The 16,352-nt window shown below is 58.9% G+C and carries 14 protein-coding genes; 11 read left to right on the top strand and 3 right to left on the bottom strand.

The genetic code is table 11. The features are described from left to right. Nucleotides 1-99: 99 nt before the first annotated feature. The 5 genes from tssH (at nucleotide 100) to GE253_RS13075 (ending at nucleotide 5,243) form a co-directional block, all read left to right on the top strand. The gene (gene tssH, locus GE253_RS13095; RefSeq protein ID WP_348770846.1) at nucleotides 100-2,739 is read left to right on the top strand and encodes a type VI secretion system ATPase TssH; all 2,640 of its coding nucleotides are present in this window, start codon (nucleotides 100-102) and stop codon (nucleotides 2,737-2,739) included. Between the two features lie 52 nt (nucleotides 2,740-2,791). Further along, complete coding sequence (locus tag GE253_RS13090; RefSeq protein ID WP_247878639.1) at nucleotides 2,792-3,271, top strand: type VI secretion system tube protein Hcp; 480 nt, start codon at nucleotides 2,792-2,794, stop codon at nucleotides 3,269-3,271. 73 nt (nucleotides 3,272-3,344) lie between these two features. Next, a complete protein-coding gene (locus GE253_RS13085) occupies nucleotides 3,345-4,271 on the top strand; it encodes a hypothetical protein (protein ID WP_153204566.1) in 927 nt (308 codons plus the stop codon). A 2-nt stretch (nucleotides 4,272-4,273) separates the two neighbouring features. Continuing rightward, nucleotides 4,274-4,762, top strand: coding sequence for a hypothetical protein (locus GE253_RS13080; RefSeq protein ID WP_153204565.1), 489 nt, complete (start codon nucleotides 4,274-4,276; stop codon nucleotides 4,760-4,762). Next, nucleotides 4,707-5,243: a hypothetical protein gene (locus GE253_RS13075; RefSeq protein ID WP_173012625.1), complete on the top strand. Its 537-nt coding sequence runs from the start codon at nucleotides 4,707-4,709 to the stop codon at nucleotides 5,241-5,243. Before GE253_RS13080 ends, GE253_RS13075 begins: the two co-directional genes overlap by 56 nt. A 239-nt stretch (nucleotides 5,244-5,482) precedes the next feature. On the opposite strand, the gene GE253_RS13070 is transcribed toward GE253_RS13075, so the two are convergent. Continuing rightward, entirely contained in the window at nucleotides 5,483-5,947 is a 465-nt protein-coding gene (locus GE253_RS13070; RefSeq protein ID WP_348770845.1) for a spore coat protein U domain-containing protein, read from the bottom strand. 351 nt (nucleotides 5,948-6,298) lie between these two features. Between GE253_RS13070 and egtB the strand changes: the two genes are divergently transcribed. The 4 genes from egtB (at nucleotide 6,299) to GE253_RS13050 (ending at nucleotide 11,267) form a co-directional block, all read left to right on the top strand. Beyond that, nucleotides 6,299-7,558 (top strand): ergothioneine biosynthesis protein EgtB, encoded by a 1,260-nt coding sequence (gene egtB, locus GE253_RS13065; protein ID WP_153204562.1) that lies wholly within the window; start codon nucleotides 6,299-6,301, stop codon nucleotides 7,556-7,558. Between the two features lie 30 nt (nucleotides 7,559-7,588). After that, nucleotides 7,589-8,590 carry an L-histidine N(alpha)-methyltransferase gene (gene egtD, locus GE253_RS13060; protein WP_153204561.1) on the top strand — a complete coding sequence of 334 codons (1,002 nt, stop codon included), beginning with the start codon at nucleotides 7,589-7,591 and terminating at the stop codon, nucleotides 8,588-8,590. Nucleotides 8,591-8,894: 304 nt separating this feature from the next. After that, entirely contained in the window at nucleotides 8,895-10,040 is a 1,146-nt protein-coding gene (locus GE253_RS13055; RefSeq protein WP_153204560.1) for a hypothetical protein, read from the top strand. Nucleotides 10,041-10,079: 39 nt separating this feature from the next. Next, a complete protein-coding gene (locus GE253_RS13050) occupies nucleotides 10,080-11,267 on the top strand; it encodes a VWA domain-containing protein (protein WP_153204559.1) in 1,188 nt (395 codons plus the stop codon). Between the two features lie 28 nt (nucleotides 11,268-11,295). Here GE253_RS13050 and GE253_RS13045 read toward each other — a convergent pair whose 3' ends face one another. Then, nucleotides 11,296-12,672 (bottom strand): globin-coupled sensor protein, encoded by a 1,377-nt coding sequence (locus GE253_RS13045; RefSeq protein ID WP_173012624.1) that lies wholly within the window; start codon nucleotides 12,670-12,672, stop codon nucleotides 11,296-11,298. A gap of 417 nt (nucleotides 12,673-13,089) precedes the next feature. Between GE253_RS13045 and GE253_RS13040 the strand changes: the two genes are divergently transcribed. Together GE253_RS13040 and GE253_RS13035 are read left to right on the top strand one after the other, a co-directional pair. After that, nucleotides 13,090-14,547, top strand: a complete 1,458-nt coding sequence (locus GE253_RS13040; protein ID WP_173012623.1) for an NADP-dependent isocitrate dehydrogenase — start codon at nucleotides 13,090-13,092, stop codon at nucleotides 14,545-14,547. 284 nt (nucleotides 14,548-14,831) lie between these two features. Further along, nucleotides 14,832-15,206, top strand: a complete 375-nt coding sequence (locus GE253_RS13035; RefSeq protein WP_348770844.1) for a GcrA family cell cycle regulator — start codon at nucleotides 14,832-14,834, stop codon at nucleotides 15,204-15,206. Between the two features lie 83 nt (nucleotides 15,207-15,289). Here the strand turns inward: GE253_RS13035 and speB are convergent, their stop codons facing one another. Next, nucleotides 15,290-16,351, bottom strand: a complete 1,062-nt coding sequence (gene speB / locus GE253_RS13030; protein ID WP_153204556.1) for an agmatinase — start codon at nucleotides 16,349-16,351, stop codon at nucleotides 15,290-15,292. Nucleotide 16,352: the final 1 nt, after the last annotated feature.

Here is a 16,352-nt window from a genome sequence, read left to right as displayed (position 1 = left end):
TTATTTCACCGACGTGACAGTGCGAACCGGCCAAAGGCCATCGGCGCAGCCCTTCCAATCGTGGCGGTTATCATGGATGCAGTTGATTTAAGGACTTTGGTGGCAGGACTGGACGACCATTCCCGCCGCGCGCTGGAGGCGGCGGCTGGCATCGCCATGGCGCGCAGCCATTATGAGATTGAGGCCGAACATTGGTTGCTGGCCCTGCTGGACCGGCCCGACACGGTGCTGGCGCCGGTGCTGCCGCGTGTCGGCATCACCGAAGATGCAATGCGCCGGGTGCTGGAGCGCGCGCTGGAACGCTGCCGCACCGGCAGCAGCCGCCCGCCCGCCTTCTCCCCCCGCGTGGTGACGCTGATGCGGGAGGCGTGGCTGGTGGCGTCGCTGCGCTTCAAGGCTGGTGCGGTCAGCCCGCTGCACCTGCTGCTGGCGCTGTGCCATGATGAAAAGGGGGCGGTGGCGCTGGGCGATCTGGGGCCGTTGCTGGCCGATCTGGACCGCGCGGGGCTGGAGGCGATTGTCGCCGCCGACCCCACCGCCCAACCGGTGACGGGTGCAGCGGCGGCCACACCGCGCAACGGGGGCCGCACGCCCAACCTGGATGCCTACACCATCGACCTGACGGCCGAAGCCCGCAACGGCCGCATCGACCCGATCATCGGGCGCGATGCGGAGGTGCGGCAGGTGATCGATATCCTGACCCGTCGCCGCCAGAACAACCCCATTCTGGTGGGCGAAGCCGGCGTCGGCAAGACGGCGGTGGTGGAAAGCCTGGCCCTGCGCATCGCCGCCGGCGAGGTGCCTGCCGCCTTGCGCGATGTTTCCATCCGCACGCTGGACCTGGGCCTGTTGCATGCCGGTGCCGGCGTGAAGGGGGAGTTTGAGAACCGCCTGAAAGGCGTGATTGAGGAGGTGAAGGGTTCCGCCAAGCCTGTCATCCTGTTTGTGGATGAGGCCCATACGCTGATCGGTGCCGGCGGGCAGGCGGGGCAGGGCGATGCCGCCAACCTGCTGAAACCCGATCTGGCGCGCGGTGCCCTGCGCATGATCGCCGCCACCACCTGGAGCGAATATAAGCGCTATGTCGAGCGCGATGCCGCGCTGACCCGCCGTTTCCAACCGGTAAAGGTGGAGGAACCGGACGAGGCGATGGCGATTGCCATGATGCGCGGGCTGGTCCCCACGCTGGAACGCCATCACGGTGTGCGCATCCTGGATGAGGCGGTGCGCGCCGCTGTCCATCTCTCCCACCGTTATATCAGCGGTCGGCAACTCCCCGATAAATGCGTCAGCCTGCTGGATACGGCCTGCGCCATGGTGGCGATGAGCCGGGCCGGCACCCCGGAAGCGCTGGAAGCGCTGACGCGGGAGGTGGAAACCATCGAGGCCGAACAGGCGGTGCTGACGCGGGAGGAACGGTTGGGCGCCGACCATGCCGCCACCCTGTCGGCCCTGGCGGAGCGGCTGGCCGATATCAAGGCGCGCAAGGCGGAACTGGCCGGTCGCTGGGAGGCTGAACAAGCCCTGATCAGCCAGATTACCGACATCACCGCCAGGCTGGAGGGGCCGGCGGCCACACCCTTGGCAGAGGCGGAAGCGCTGGCTTTGCGTGAACGCCATGCCCGCTTGCGCCGCGATCTGGCGGCCCTGCAGGGGGAAACGCCGCTGCTGCATGATGATGTGACCGCCGCCGCCGTGGCCAGCGTGGTGGCCCGCTGGACCGGCATTCCCGTCGGCCGGATGCTGTCGTCAGAGGTGGAAAACGTGCTGGGCCTGGAAAGCCGCCTGCGTCAGCGCGTGGTCGGCCAGGATGGTGCGCTGCGCCTGATTGCCGATGTGCTGCACACCGCACGCGCCGGCATCCACGACCCGCGCAAGCCGCCGGCCGTGTTCCTGCTGGCCGGCCCCAGCGGTGTCGGCAAGACCGAAACGGCCCTGGCCCTGGCCGACATGCTGTATGGCGGGGAACAGAGCCTGGCCGTCATCAACATGTCGGAATTCAAGGAAGAACATAAGGTCTCCCTGCTGATGGGCTCGCCCCCCGGCTATGTCGGCTATGGCGAGGGCGGGGTGCTGACCGAGGCGGTGCGTCGCCGCCCCTATGGCGTGCTGCTGCTGGACGAGATGGAAAAGGCCCATCCCGGCGTGCAGGACGTGTTCTATCAGGTGTTCGACAAGGGCGTGCTGCGCGATGGCGAAGGGCGCGACATTGATTTCCGCAACACCACCATCCTGATGGCCTCCAATGCCGGGGCCGACCTGTTGATGGCGTTGGGGGCGGACCCCGATACGCTGCCCGACCTGGAAGGGCTGGCCGCTACGCTGCACCCGGAACTGCTGAAACACTATAAGGCGGCGTTCCTGGGACGTGTCAGCGTGGTGCCCTATCTGCCGCTGGGCGGAGAGCAGTTGCGCGCCATTGTCGATATCCAGTTGGAACGGCTGCGCGCCCGCGTGCGCCAGACCTATGGCGCCAGCCTGACCGTCACGCCGGCCCTGGTGGAACGGCTGGTGGCGCGCTGCGGCGAGGGCGATATGGGGGCCCGCGCCATTGACCATGTACTGTCCCGTTCCCTGATGCCGGCCTTGTCCCGGCGTCTGCTGGAAAGTCTGGCGGCGCGGCAAAGCATTGTCGCCGCCAAAGTCGATTGGGATGACGCCGCCGGCGACTTCCGCATCGACCTGGACCCGGTACCCCAGCCCGGCTGGAAGTCACAACCCGCCAGTTCGGCGGCGTGATGGTGCCATTTTTCCCTGACCTGCTGTTCTGATCAACCAAACCAAGGAGTGAATGATGCCGATTTACATGCAGATCGAAGGCATTGCCGGTGACGCGACCCACCAGAACCATGTGCAATGGACCGACATCAAGACCCTGCAATGGGGTGTCAGCCGCCACATGAACACCCTGGCGGGTGCAACTTCCAACCGCGAAGGTTCCGAACCGTCGGTGGGTGAGGTGACGCTGACCAAGACGTCCGACAGCTCTTCGGTCAAGTTGTTCTCGCAATCTTGCTCCGGCCGCAACGGGGTGACGACCAAGATTCACATCGTCTCCTCGGGCAATCCGGGTGACACCTATATCGAATTCACCCTGACCAACACCCTGATCTCCTCCTACAACATCGTTGCCACCAACGACCGTCCGGAAGAACAGATCACCTTGAACTTCACCAAGGTGGAGATGAAGTACATCCCCTACGACAGCCAGCACAACCCACAGTCGCCAATCATCGCGTCCTACGACCTGGCCACCACCAAGTCCGCCTGACCGATCGGGTTTGCCAACCCGGCAGGTGGGGAAACCTGCCCGCCGGGTTGGTTTCATTACGGGGAGATTTCATATGCCGGCAGTTTTTGAAAACCTGTACCGTAATGAGAACCCCACCCGCCCCCTTTGGGGGGGTGGAAGTGCCATCCTGCCCGGACAGGTTCCTGGCACGGTGGGGGACAAGCTGCGCCGGATGGCCGGCGAGGTGCGTTATGAGGACCAATGCATCACGATACTGCCGCTGGATGACCTTATCCTGTCGCTGAACAACGAGTTGAAGGAATATAACGCCGACATCGTGGTGTTGAAGGGTTTGGCCGACGCGGGATCCTCTGTTGTCAAACAGATCAGCCTGATCGGCGTCATGGGGATGGCCTATGTGAAGACGGCCAGCGACGGCAAGCAATATGTCGTCTTTAAAGGCTATGCCGGTGCCCGCCCCAACCTTCCCGGAACGCGGTATCTGCGCAGCCATCCAAAGATGGCGGTGTTCACGCTCAGCAATGCGGAATATCTGAAGAATGGCCTGAAGGCGCTGCGGGTTGCCTTTGTGATTTATGCTGGTATCCGTATTCTGGAAGAACTCCGCCAGGACCAGTTTTCGTTCGCCCGTCTGTTCACCGGTTTGGCGAGTGATCTTGTTCAGGCGTTGATCGCGTCTTTGGTTGGGATTGCGGTGGCGGCGGTCGCTGGGTCCATTGTCACATTTTTCTTTGGTGTTGCAGTGCCAGTTGTGATTGTTGTTGCTTTGGTTGCATTTTCGAGCTTGATCGCAGGTATTTTTTTGATGAGGCTGGACAATGATAATAAAATAACTGAAAATCTGATAAATTACTCTATGAAATTAGAGAAAAATACATTAAATGAATTAAGTGATATTGGAAGTAGGTTATGTTACTTTATCGATATAATTGATTCAATACATAAAAGTATATCAAATATCAGATCTTATAGATACAATTTCGGAAGAAATTACCTGAACTTTTATGGGGTATTTTAAGGATGCAAAAAAAACCTAAAGTAACAATTTTCAGCCCGACTCCGTATTTTTTAGATATATTATTTTTGTGTTTAATTGGAATTGGTTATTATCAGCGTGATGATTTATTTATATTTAATGGAAGAGATAAAGTTGTTTTTATGAACTATGCTTTTTTGTACATGGCTTTTTTTCCTCTTTATATCTTACGAATCGCCATTATTGTAGCGATAATTCGTAAATCTAAAGAGCCAATGACGCTCGAGAAAAAAATAGCTAAATTTTCTTTTGTTTTATTTATGTTACTGATTGTTCCTGGTATGTTTAGCAGTGGGATATGGGCAAGTCTTAACGGATACAAAAGCTGTTTCCGTGTTGAAAGACGGGCTCCGCTTTATTTATATGTTCCAAAAAACAAGGAATGCCCAGAACCACCAACCTTGGATCAATATATTCATGTTCACCCAAATCCGTACATGGATATTTATAAAAAACAAAATATCCATGAATAATAAAATTAAATCATCTGATGTTATAAAAATATCAATGATTTGGCCATATATATTCGATATTTTTTTTATTTCTTTCATTCTGGTTTCTCGCCATACGGTCGGCGAGGTCCCTAATTTTAACGGAAGGGATGATGTATTATTTATAAGTTTTTCTCTTCTGTATATAGCAATAATTCCTTTGTATGGCGCTAGAATTGCAGTTTTCATTGCTATATTTAGAAAATATAAAAAACCAATGATATTGGAGAAAAATATAGCGAAGGCATCCGTTCTTTGTTTCCTTGCCTTGATTGTCCCTGGCTTTATGAGCAGTAGCCTTTTGGCCTATGCTCATGGTTACAAGAGTTGCTTCCGTGTGGACAGGAAGATGCCAATTTATCTTTACGTACCGAAAAATAAGGAATGCCCCGCTCCTCCAACTGCCGATCAGTATCACGGCATTACCCCTAACCCTTATATGGAGATGTTCCGGGCGCAATAGCCCGGTTCATCAACCCGCTGCCGCCCGTGCTGCAACGGTTGGCGGGGCAGGGTGATGGTGAAAAAAGAGGCCCCTCGCTGGAGGGGGCTTTCAACGCCACATCGCCACCCAGGGCCGCCAGGGCCAGATTAGGCACAATATGCAGGCCGCAAGCAAGAAAGCCCCGCCGGCAACTGACCGGCGGGGCTTTCTTCTCGAACCTGGGCTTCGATGGCTGAAAAGCCCGGCGGAGCTGTTGCTTACTTGGCGGCAATGGTAACAGTGATGCTGTCGGAGTAATCGCCGGCAATGTAGGTGGTGGAGGCCGGAACGGTGACCTTCAGGTCAGACTTCTTGTTGAACTGGGCGCTGGCGCGATCAACGATCATCTGCGTGGTCAGGGCGCCGGCCTGATTGTCGTAATTGACCTGATAGGCGATCTCGTTATTGCCCGACTTCAGCTTGCCGGCATTGGTGGAAGCCAGCGTGATTTTGTAGCCATTGCCGGAATTGCACGTCTCGGTGACGTTGCCAACCGTCTTGGCGTTCTCACCCGTCTTCAGCGACAGGGACTGCGACAGGTCGGTCACAGCGATGGTGCAGGACAGGGCGACATTGCCGCGCAACTGGATGGTGCCGTTAGCATTCTGCGCCAGGGCCGGGGCGGCGAAGGCAGCGGCGGTGACAACGGTCAGGGCAAAAGCGCGGGCGAAAGTCTTGAACACATCCAACTCCATCGGTTCATTCGAGGCGTTATCGCCTTCATGCCGAGGAAAGACTGCAGCCGTGATGCCAAGTTTGAGGGTTACATTTAACCAATTGAAAAATAACAATATTATTGAATTTTTCTGGAAAATCCATTTCGTTGCATTAAGCAAAACGTTGCAAAAAACAATTGCGTAAATATAATTATTGCATAATGCAGTGACGTCCCCACACCAGCCAGCGGCCGGTGTGGCATTTTCAGGCCCCGCCTACCTTCTGCGTCCGGTGACGCAACAAATTCACCTCTCCCTTGTTCTCTAGCGTGCCCATCCGGCGTGCCGTGCCGGGTTGTGTGATGATGGAAGCCAAGGATGCCGGACAGCCAGACCAACCCCATCCTCCCCTCTGACCTTGCGGCGCTGCTGCGCCGGGTGCGGGCGCGCACCCTGGCGCTGGTGGCACCGCTGAGTGTGGAGGATATGGCCGTGCAGTCCATGCCGGATGCCAGCCCGGTGAAATGGCATCTGGCGCACACCACCTGGTTTTTTGAACGGTTCATCCTGATCCCGCATGGCGGTGCCGCCCCGTTCAATTCCGGCTGGGACTCCCTGTTCAATTCCTATTACGAGACCTTGGGGCCGCGCTATCCCCGACCGGCCCGGGGCCTGCTGACCCGGCCGGCGCTGGACGCGGTGCTGGAATGGCGCGCCCATGTCGATCAGGCCTTGGAAAGGCTGTTGCAGGCAGAACCAGCGCCGGAACTGGCCAGCCTGATCCTGCTGGGCCTGAACCATGAACAGCAGCATCAGGAACTGATCCAAACGGATGTGAAGCATCTGCAGGCGCAAAACCCGTTGCGCCTGCCGGCAACGACCCGCCCGCGCGGGGCGATCCCGCCGCTGGGCTGGATCGATCATCCGGGCGGCTTGATGGAAATCGGCCATCGCGGCCCCGGCTTCGCCTTCGATATCGAGGGGCCGCGCCATCATGTCTGGCTATCGCCGTTCCAACTGGCCGACCGTCCCGTCTGCAATGGCGAATGGCTGCGCTTCATGGCTGATGGCGGCTATGCCAGTCCGCGCCACTGGCTTTCCGATGGCTGGGCGGCGGTGCAGCGGGAGAGCTGGGAGGCCCCATTATACTGGTATCACGGTGAGGATGGTCGCTGGTGGCACTTCACTCTGGAAGGCTGCCGGCCTGTCGATCCGGCCGAACCGGTCTGCCATCTCAGCCATTACGAGGCCGATGCCTATGCCCGTTGGGCGGGCCTGCGCCTACCCACGGAAATGGAATGGGAAGCCGCCATGGCGGCCCATTTCAACCCTGGCACGCCGGGGCAGGAGGAGGGGGAAGGGGGGATCGCCCGCCACCCGGCCCCGATCTCGGGACGGGAAACCGGCCGTGCTGTCTGGGAATGGACGGCCAGTGCCTATCTGCCCTATCCGGGCTATCGCCCCGCCGCCGGGGCCGTCGGCGAATATAATGGCAAGTTCATGAGCGGGCAGATGGTGCTGCGCGGTGCCTCCGTCGCCACACCGCCCGGCCATTCCCGCGCCAGCTATCGCAATTTTTTCCCCGCTGCCGCCCGCTGGCAATTCAGTGGCCTGCGGCTGGCCCGGCACAACTGCTGACCCAACCAATTGCCAGGGAGATGTGATCCAATGGCCGTGCCCAAGACGACATCCGCCAACCATAGCCGTATCGGCTTTCTGGATCTGGCACCCAGCCAGGGCGATTTCGCCGCTGCTGTCATTGACGGGATGTCACGACCGCAGAAATCACTGCCCTGCGCCTTTTTCTATGATGAATTGGGATCGGCCCTGTTCGACCGTATCTGTGAACAGCCGGAATATTATCCGACCCGCACCGAACAGGCGATCCTGGACCGGGTGGCCGCCCCCATTGCCGCCATGCTGGGGCCGGGCGTGCAGCTGGTGGAGCTGGGCAGTGGCTCCTCGCGCAAGGTGCGAACGCTGCTGGACCGGCTGGTCAATCCGCTCTCCTATGTCGGCATCGATATTTCGCGCGATCATCTGCGCCGGTCCTGTGACCAGTTGGCGGCGGATTATCCCTGGCTGGAGGTGATGGCGCTCTGTGCCGATTACCTTCGGGATGTGCCGGTGCCACCACCCCAGGCGGGGATACCGCGCCGCCGTGTCGGCTTCTTCCCCGGCTCCACCCTGGGGAATTTCACCCCGGCAGAGGCGGAGGGCTTCCTGGCCCGCTGGCGTGACACACTGCGCTTTGGCGGGGTGGAGGGCGGGGGGATGCTGATCGGCATCGACCTGCGCAAAGATCCGGCCATTCTGGAGGCCGCTTATGATGATGCCGCCGGCATCACGGCGGCATTCAATCTCAACCTGCTGGGCCGCATCAACCGGGAACTGGATGGCACCTTTGCCCCGGCCCATTTCCGCCACATGGCGCTTTGGGATGGGGAACGGAGCTGCGTGTCCATGTATCTGGTGTCCCGCCGGGACCAGATTGTCCGTGCCGCCGGGCAGCGCTTCGCCATTCTGGAGGGGGAGCCGATCCATACAGAGGATTCCCATAAATATAGTATTGAAGGCTTCCAGTCCCTGGCCCGCCGGGCCGGCTATCGCCCAGCTGCTGTCTGGACAGATCCGCGGGCGCTGTTCAGCCTGCACTGGCTGGAGGCGTGACAGGTACGCGTGAGGTAAGCTGCCAGAGGCAGCGCTCGGCACTCAAAGGAACATATGATTACCAAGAGCTATGATCCACTTATATTGGCATAATTATTGCTTCGCACTCTCCTGATTGGGAAACAAAAAACGTTTCTTCTGCTGCCAACGTGCTTGGCAGCAGAATCTCGCTTTGCCGCCATGGGCAGGAAACGGTTTGTGAAATTACGATTTAAGGCTTCCTTTTTTTTGAGGGAGATGTATAACGTTAAGTTGATTAACAATTTTTTGTGTTGCTGCACTCCTGCTTTAAGGTCGTGATCTAATGGTAAAAGATGGAGTAAAAAGCCTCGTTGTTGGTTTTATTTTTTCTTTAATTCTCTGCTACCCGCAGTTCTTTTATGTTCATAAATATGAAATTCCGTGGAGTGGTCACAATGATTTTAGTTCGTATCATGCCATGGTTCTTCATCCATTTCAATTTGATATTGTGCCAATTGCTTTTTCGATGCGTCAATTTACCATAGTTATAGCAAACTTAATAATGAAAACAGGAATTAATTTTCCTGTTCAAATATGGTTTGAGAATTTCTCAAATCATGGGGGAGTTTTTTTTCAACGAGAAGTGCTATTTTCATTGCTATTGACCAATTTTATTGGGGTTTGTATTGCCGGTGCCGTCACCTATATGATGGCTGCTCGATCTGATGTGTGGAGGCGGGGCGTTATTTCGCCGGTGGGTTTGTTCGCTCTTATGTTGTTGTTGCTATCCGGTAACTGTATATATTACGCACTTAGTCCGTTGACGGGTGCATGGTCATGGGTATTTGCACCTTTGCTGTTTCTGCTCTCCAGGACACGACACTGGCTGGCCTATATATGTCTGGCGTTCCTGCTGGTCCTGACGGTGTTCCAGCGGGAGGCGCTGCTGCTTGTGGTTGCTGGCTGGGCGGTCGCGCAGATTGGATGGCCAATGCTATTGGGTCGGTCGCCCTCCCGGTCGGATATACTGCACTGGCTGATTGTTCTGGGCCTAGCCGTGGCTGCGATCATGTTGTATTTTTTGCTGCGGACTGGTTATTTCTTTACAGTCGTGGACCCACATGCCTATCAATGGAATTTCCAATTCGATGATAAACGTCATGATTGGTTGTATCTATTCGTTCATTACCTTCGTCAGTGGCTTATTGTCACTGCCGTGTTTCGCTTGAATGTTTTTGGCGTGTGGCTGATATCTGCCCTGCTGGCTCTTTGGTTTTGGCGGGATGATCAGGCGCTGAAGGTCGAGCTTCTGTCTCTGCTCACTGTCGCGGCGGGCTTGTTAATAACTGCCCTTTTGACGTTAAACTCTGCGCCCGACCGCGTCATCATGGTGATCGCACCACTTTATATGCTTTCTCTGGCAAGAATGGGTGCTCGCTGGCTCCAGGGCGCGGTCGCCATGAGACAAGGCTCGGACCAGACTTTATGATATGGTTTGCATCGGAATGCCCTTGCTGCGGTGCTGCCCATGTTCGTTAACTTCTTCTACGATCTGCGCCGGGCTGGTGTGCCGGTCAGCCTGAATGAATATCTGGGCCTGATGCAGGCGATGCAGGCCGGCATCGCCGGCTATGCGGTCGACGATTTCTATTACCTGTCGCGCGCCGTGCTGGTGAAGGATGAGCGCAACCTGGACAAGTTCGACCGGGTGTTTGGGGCGACCTTCCAGGGGCTGGAGGCCGCTGCCGTGGCGGGGGAGGAGATCACCGCCGAAATCCCCGAAGAATGGCTGCGCAAGCTGGCGGAGAAATATCTGACCGAGGAGGAAAAGGCGCAAATCCAGGCGCTCGGCGGCTGGGACAAGCTGATGGAGACCCTGGCCCAGCGGCTGGCCGAACAGAAGGGCCGCCACCAGGGTGGCAATAAATGGATCGGCACGGCGGGCACCAGCCCTTTTGGCGCCTATGGCTATAATCCCGAAGGCGTGCGCATCGGGCAGGAGGGCAGCCGCCACCGCCGGGCGGTGAAGGTCTGGGACAAGCGGGAATTTCGCAATCTGGATGATCAGGTTGAAATCGGCACCCGCAATATCAAGGTGGCGCTGCGCCGCCTGCGCAAATTCGCCCGCACCGGGGCGGCGGAGACGCTGGACCTGCCGGATACCATCCGCTCCACCGCGCGCAATGCCGGATATCTGGACCTGAAACTGGTGCCGGAACGGCACAATGCGGTGAAAGTGCTGCTGTTCCTGGATATTGGCGGATCAATGGATGACCATATCCGCCTGTGCGAGGAGCTGTTCAGCGCCGCCAGCGGCGAATTCAAGCATCTGGAATATTTTTACTTTCACAATTGCGTCTATGAAGGTGTGTGGAAGGATAATCGCCGCCGCCATGCGGAGCGCCTGTCCACGCTGGACGTGATCCATACCTATGCTGCCGACTATAAGCTGGTCTTCGTCGGCGATGCCGCGATGAGCCCTTATGAGATTGTGCAGCCCGGCGGCAGTGTCGAGCATTTCAATGCGGAGCCGGGGGCCATCTGGCTGGGCAGGCTGCTGCACCAGTACCGCCATGCCATCTGGTTGAACCCGATGCAGGAACGCTATTGGACCTATACCCAGTCCATCGCCATGATTCAGAAGATCATGGAAGGGCGGATGTATCCGCTGACCCTGGAAGGGCTGGATGCCGGGATGCGGGAATTGATGCGGTAGCCCCCGCGCGTCCCGGCACGGGCGTCGATCAGGCGGCCGTGCGGCCGACGCCCTGATCATCGGTGCTGGCCCGCACCACCCGCACCAGCACCTGGCGCAGTTCCTCAATCCCCGTGGCCACGGTGCTGGAACCGTTGCGCACATGGGAAGCCTGTTCGCCCGTGCGCAGCGCTTCGGCCGAGACATTGGCGATCCGGTCGGCCACCGCGCGCACCGCGCCGGACGTGGCGGCAACATTGCGCCCGATCTCCTGCGTGGCGGCGGATTGTTCCTCAATGGCGGCGGCGATGGCGCTGGACACGCTGTCAATTTCCCGCACCGTATCGGCCATCTCGGTCACGGCGAAGACGGCCTCGGACATCACGGACCGGATATCGCCGATATGGTGGTTGATTTCCTCTGTCGACCGGCCGGTCTGGTTGGCCAGATTCTTCACCTCTGATGCCACCACGGCAAAGCCCTTGCCGGCTTCCCCGGCACGGGCGGCTTCGATGGTGGCATTCAGCGCCAGCAGGTTGGTCTGACCGGCGATGTTGGCGATGATCTGGGCCATCTCCCCGATCTTTTCCACCGCACGGGACAGGCTGTCGATGGTGGTACCCGTGCGGTCGCCCCTTTCCACCGCCTGCCGGGTCAAGCGGCCGGACTGCGTCACTTGGCTGTTGATCTCCTGGATGGAGCTGACCAGCTGCTCGGTGGCGGCCGCCACGGTTTCGGCATTGCCCAGCGCTTCCTGGGCGGCGTCGGCCACGGTGCGCGCATCCTGGCCGACACGGGCGGCGGACTGCGCCATTTCCTGGGCTTCCCGCGCCATGCCGCCGGTCTTGGCCGCCACCTCCTGCACGGCCTGACCGGCTTCACGCTCCACCGTATCGGCCATCTGGGTCAGGGCGCGGCTGCGGCTGATGCGTTCCGCCTCCGCATAGGTCTCCAGCAGTAGTTCCAGGTCCAGCCAGGCCAGCTTGTTCAAGGCATTGCGCAGGGCATCGCGCCGTGCCGCCGCGGCACCGCCCAACAGGGCGGACAGGCCGCTGGCCCGATCCTCCAGCCCCAGTTCCTCAATCACGCCCCGCACCACAATGCTGTGGCAGATGGCGACGGCATAGCCCGGCACGCCGTTATCATAAAAAGCCTGGGCCAGCCGCTGGGCGGATTCCTGAAAGCCGTTGCCGATATCGCCACAAACCGCCCGCATCCAATGTTCGGTGCGCAGGCGGTTCACTTCTGGCCGGGACAGTGCTGACTGGATCTCGGGCCAAGCTGCAAAGCGGGATTGCCATTGTAGAAGTAGGCCAGGAAGTCGGTTGCGCGAAAAGCCCCGCATTTCGCTTGCGATTTCCAAATCCTCGTTGGTGATCTGGAAGACAGAGAGGCGACGTGATTGTGCATCATTGGGCGTATGCATATTCAGATTACCTTTTTGACTCATTTTTGCTAACTTTATCTTCAAACTGCTTCCATGTTTTTCATTATTAGAAACAGTATTTTCTGAATACAGAATTATGTTATTCGCTTTAATTTTCAACCCGACTTCTGTATTTTTTTATCCGCAAATGGTGATGCTTCTATAGCCAACTTTTGTGGCAACTACCCTAATTGGGCTAACCCAAACAGGGTGGGCGGCTTGACGGCTGGAGTCCGTTCCTTATCCGGCCAGCGGTCAGTATGGAAGAAAAGTGCTTTCTGCTGTGCCCCCGCTGTCCTGTTGGCAATCCCGCCCCTACCTTCGGTCCATTGCGCCTTGGCCTTGTCCGGATTAGCTTGCCGCCCGTCCGGTAAACCCCGCTGAAGGGGACGGATGAACAGAAGGACGTTGATCAATATGACCAATAGCGCGCCGACCCCGATCACCATCGCCCGCGGCGACGGTATCGGCCCCGAGATCATGGATGCCACGCTGGAGATCCTGCAGGCTTCCGGTGCCAATCTCGCTTTTGAAGAAATTCAGATCGGTGAAAGCGTCTATAAGCGCGGCATCATGAATGGTATGGAGCCGTCCGCCTGGGACAGCCTGCGCCGGACCAAGGTGTTCCTGAAGGCCCCGATCACCACGCCGCAGGGCGGCGGGTACAAGTCGCTGAACGTCACCATCCGCGGTGCGCTGGGGCTGTTCGCCAATATCCGCCCCTGCGTCTCCTACCACCCCTATGTCGCCACGAAGCACCCGACCATGGATGTGGTCATCGTGCGCGAGAATGAGGAAGATCTCTACGCCGGTATCGAATACCGCCAGAGCCAGGAAGTGACCCAGGCGGTCAAGCTGATCACCCGCCCCGGCTCGGAAAAGATCATCCGCTACGCCTTTGAATATGCCCGCGCGAACCATCGCCGCAAGGTGACGGCCTTCGTGAAGGACAATATCATGAAGATCAGCGATGGCCTGTTCCATCGCGTCTTTGACGAAATCGCCGCCGAATATCCCGAAATCGAACATGAGACGATGATCGTTGATATCGGTGCGGCCCGTCTGGCCGATACGCCGGAACATTTCGATGTCATCGTCACGCTGAACCTCTATGGCGATATCATCTCCGACATCGCGGCCCAGATCACCGGTTCGGTCGGGTTGGCCGGTTCGTCCAACATTGGCGACCAGTGCGCCATGTTCGAGGCGATCCACGGTTCCGCCCCTACCATCGCCGGCAAGGGCATTGCTAACCCGTCGGGCCTGATCCTGGCCTCGGTGATGATGCTGGTCCATATCGGCCAGGCGGAAGCCGCCGAGAGGATCCATAATGCCTGGCTGAAGATGATCGAAGACGGTATCCACACCGTCGATATCTTCAAGCGCGGCGTCTCCAAGGCCCGCGTCGGCACCCGCGATTTCGCACTCAACCTGATCGATCGTCTGGGCGAGCGTCCGACCCACCTCACCCCGGCCTCCTATCAGGTGGATGAGAAGGCCAGCTTCGGCGGCATCGCCCTGAAGGATGTGCCGCGTCAGGAAAAGAAGCTGCTGGGTGTTGACGTGTTCGTCGATCACAAGGGTGGCAATGGCGACGACATGGCCGCCCGTATCACCCCGCTGGCTGGCGATGTGCTCAAGCTGACCATGATCTCCAACCGTGGTCAAAAAGTGTGGCCGGAAGGCGCGCCGGAGACCTTCTGCACTGACCATTGGCGCCTGCGCCTGCAGGGGGCCGATGGCAAGACCGTGACCCATGGCGATATCATCGCCCTGCTGGGCCGGCTGGATCAGGCCGGCCTGGATGTGGTGCAGACCGCCAGCCTCTACAGCTTCGACGGGGCTAACGGCTTCTCCGTCGCGGCGGGCCAGTAAAGCGACAAAAATGGTCATTCCGGTACTCTTTTGTGCCGGGATGACCATGCGGCTTTGGTCGGGGGCGCTGCATCTGGTGGCGTTAATGCAGTTACCCACAAGATTCAGCAGACGTCCCCCTACCCAAAGCGAGTCAAATTTGGTAGTTTGGGAATCAGCCGCATACAATATTTTGTGGGCGGCTGCTCGATAACCCCCCATTCCCGCCCATGCCGGGTTTTCTGGCGGTGGGGATGCCTTGTCGAACCCGTGCCATTGTCGGCCTTATCGAAAGGGTTTGAAGCGTGGAAGCGACCGAAAGCACCTGGAGCGAAGAGCGTGTGGAAAAGCTCCGCCAGCTCTGGGGTCAGGGCATGAGTGCCAGCGAAATTGCCGATCTGCTGGGCAATGTGACGCGTAATGCCGTCATCGGCAAAGCCCACCGCCTGGGGCTGTCTGGCCGTCCGTCGCCGATCAAGAAGAAGCCGACCAAGGGTGCCACCATCCTGTCGCTGACCGAGCGCATGTGCAAGTGGCCGGTGGGCGACCCGAAATCCCCGGATTTCCATTTCTGCGGCAAGCCCTCTGTTCATGGTTTGCCCTATTGTGCGGAACATGCCGCCATTGCCTATCAGCCCGCCCGCAAGCGGGAAGATGAGCGTAAGCTGGGCGTCGCCTGACCGGCGGGGCTGTAAAGCCGCCCTTGTCCGCTGCGATGTTTGAAAGCCCCCGATGGTCCGCCATCGGGGGCTTTTGTTGCGCTTTATCCCTCGGCTTTACCCCGCCGCTGTTTCAGCGCCATGCTGGCCAGGCACAGTTCCTCAAACAGGATCTGTGATCCGATCTGGGCGGTGTTGCTGGTGGGGTCATAATGCGGGGCGATTTCCACCACATCCGCCCCAACCACATCCAACCCGGCCAGCCCGCGCATGATGGTCAGCGCCTCGCGGGAGGTGAGGCCACCCACCTCCGGCGTGCCGGTGCCGGGGGCAAAGGCCGGGTCCAGGCAATCCACATCGAATGAAATATAGACGGGGCCGTCCCCCACGACGTCGCGGGCCTTGGCGATCACCGCCTTCAGGCCCATTTCCTGCACATCTTCGGCGTGAAGAACGGTCATTCCGGAATCGTAAGAAAATTCCCAGAAGAATTCGGCACTGCCCCGGATGCCGATCTGGATGGTCCGGGCCGGGTCCAGCACCCCATCCAGCACGGCGGAACGGAAGGGGCCGGAATGGTGGAAGCGGGCGCCTTCGCCGCTGCCGCTGGTATCGCAATGGGCATCGAAATGCACCATGCCCACCGGCCGGTCACGCCCCAGCGCCTTCAGGATGGAATAGCTGATGGAATGGTCGCCGCCCACACTCAGCGGCACCACGCCGGCATCCATCAGCCGATGGTAAAAGGCCTGGATATCGGCGTGGCAGGTATCCAGATGCAGGTAATTGCTGAAAGGCACATCGCCAATATCGGCCAGGGCCACCTCGGCCGCCGGCACCATGCGCAACACATGTTCATAGGGGCCGATCCGGTCGGTATTGCGCACAGCACGCGGGCCGAAGCGCGACCCGGCGCGGTTGGTCACGCCCAGATCCATCGGTACGCCGATCAGGGCAATCTCCAGCCCGCCGAAATCCGGCAGGGCGGCCAGATCGGGCTGCAGGGGTGCATCCAGCAGGGTGCCGGCATCGGCAAAGGGCTGGCGGGGGGCGTCGGCCCCCCGGAACACGGCTTGCGCGACATCGCGGAAATGCGGATCGAAGAAATCCGCCGGTGATGCCGCGCCATAGCGGGCCCGCAGGCCCGCCAGCTTCTCCCTGTCCATG

Origin of the sequence: Niveispirillum sp. SYP-B3756 (assembly GCF_009495745.1) — a bacterium.
Classification (GTDB): Bacteria; Pseudomonadota; Alphaproteobacteria; order Azospirillales; family Azospirillaceae; genus Niveispirillum.
The sequence above is the reverse complement of the archived record's forward strand: the minus strand, read 5'-3'. Positions and strand labels throughout refer to the sequence as shown.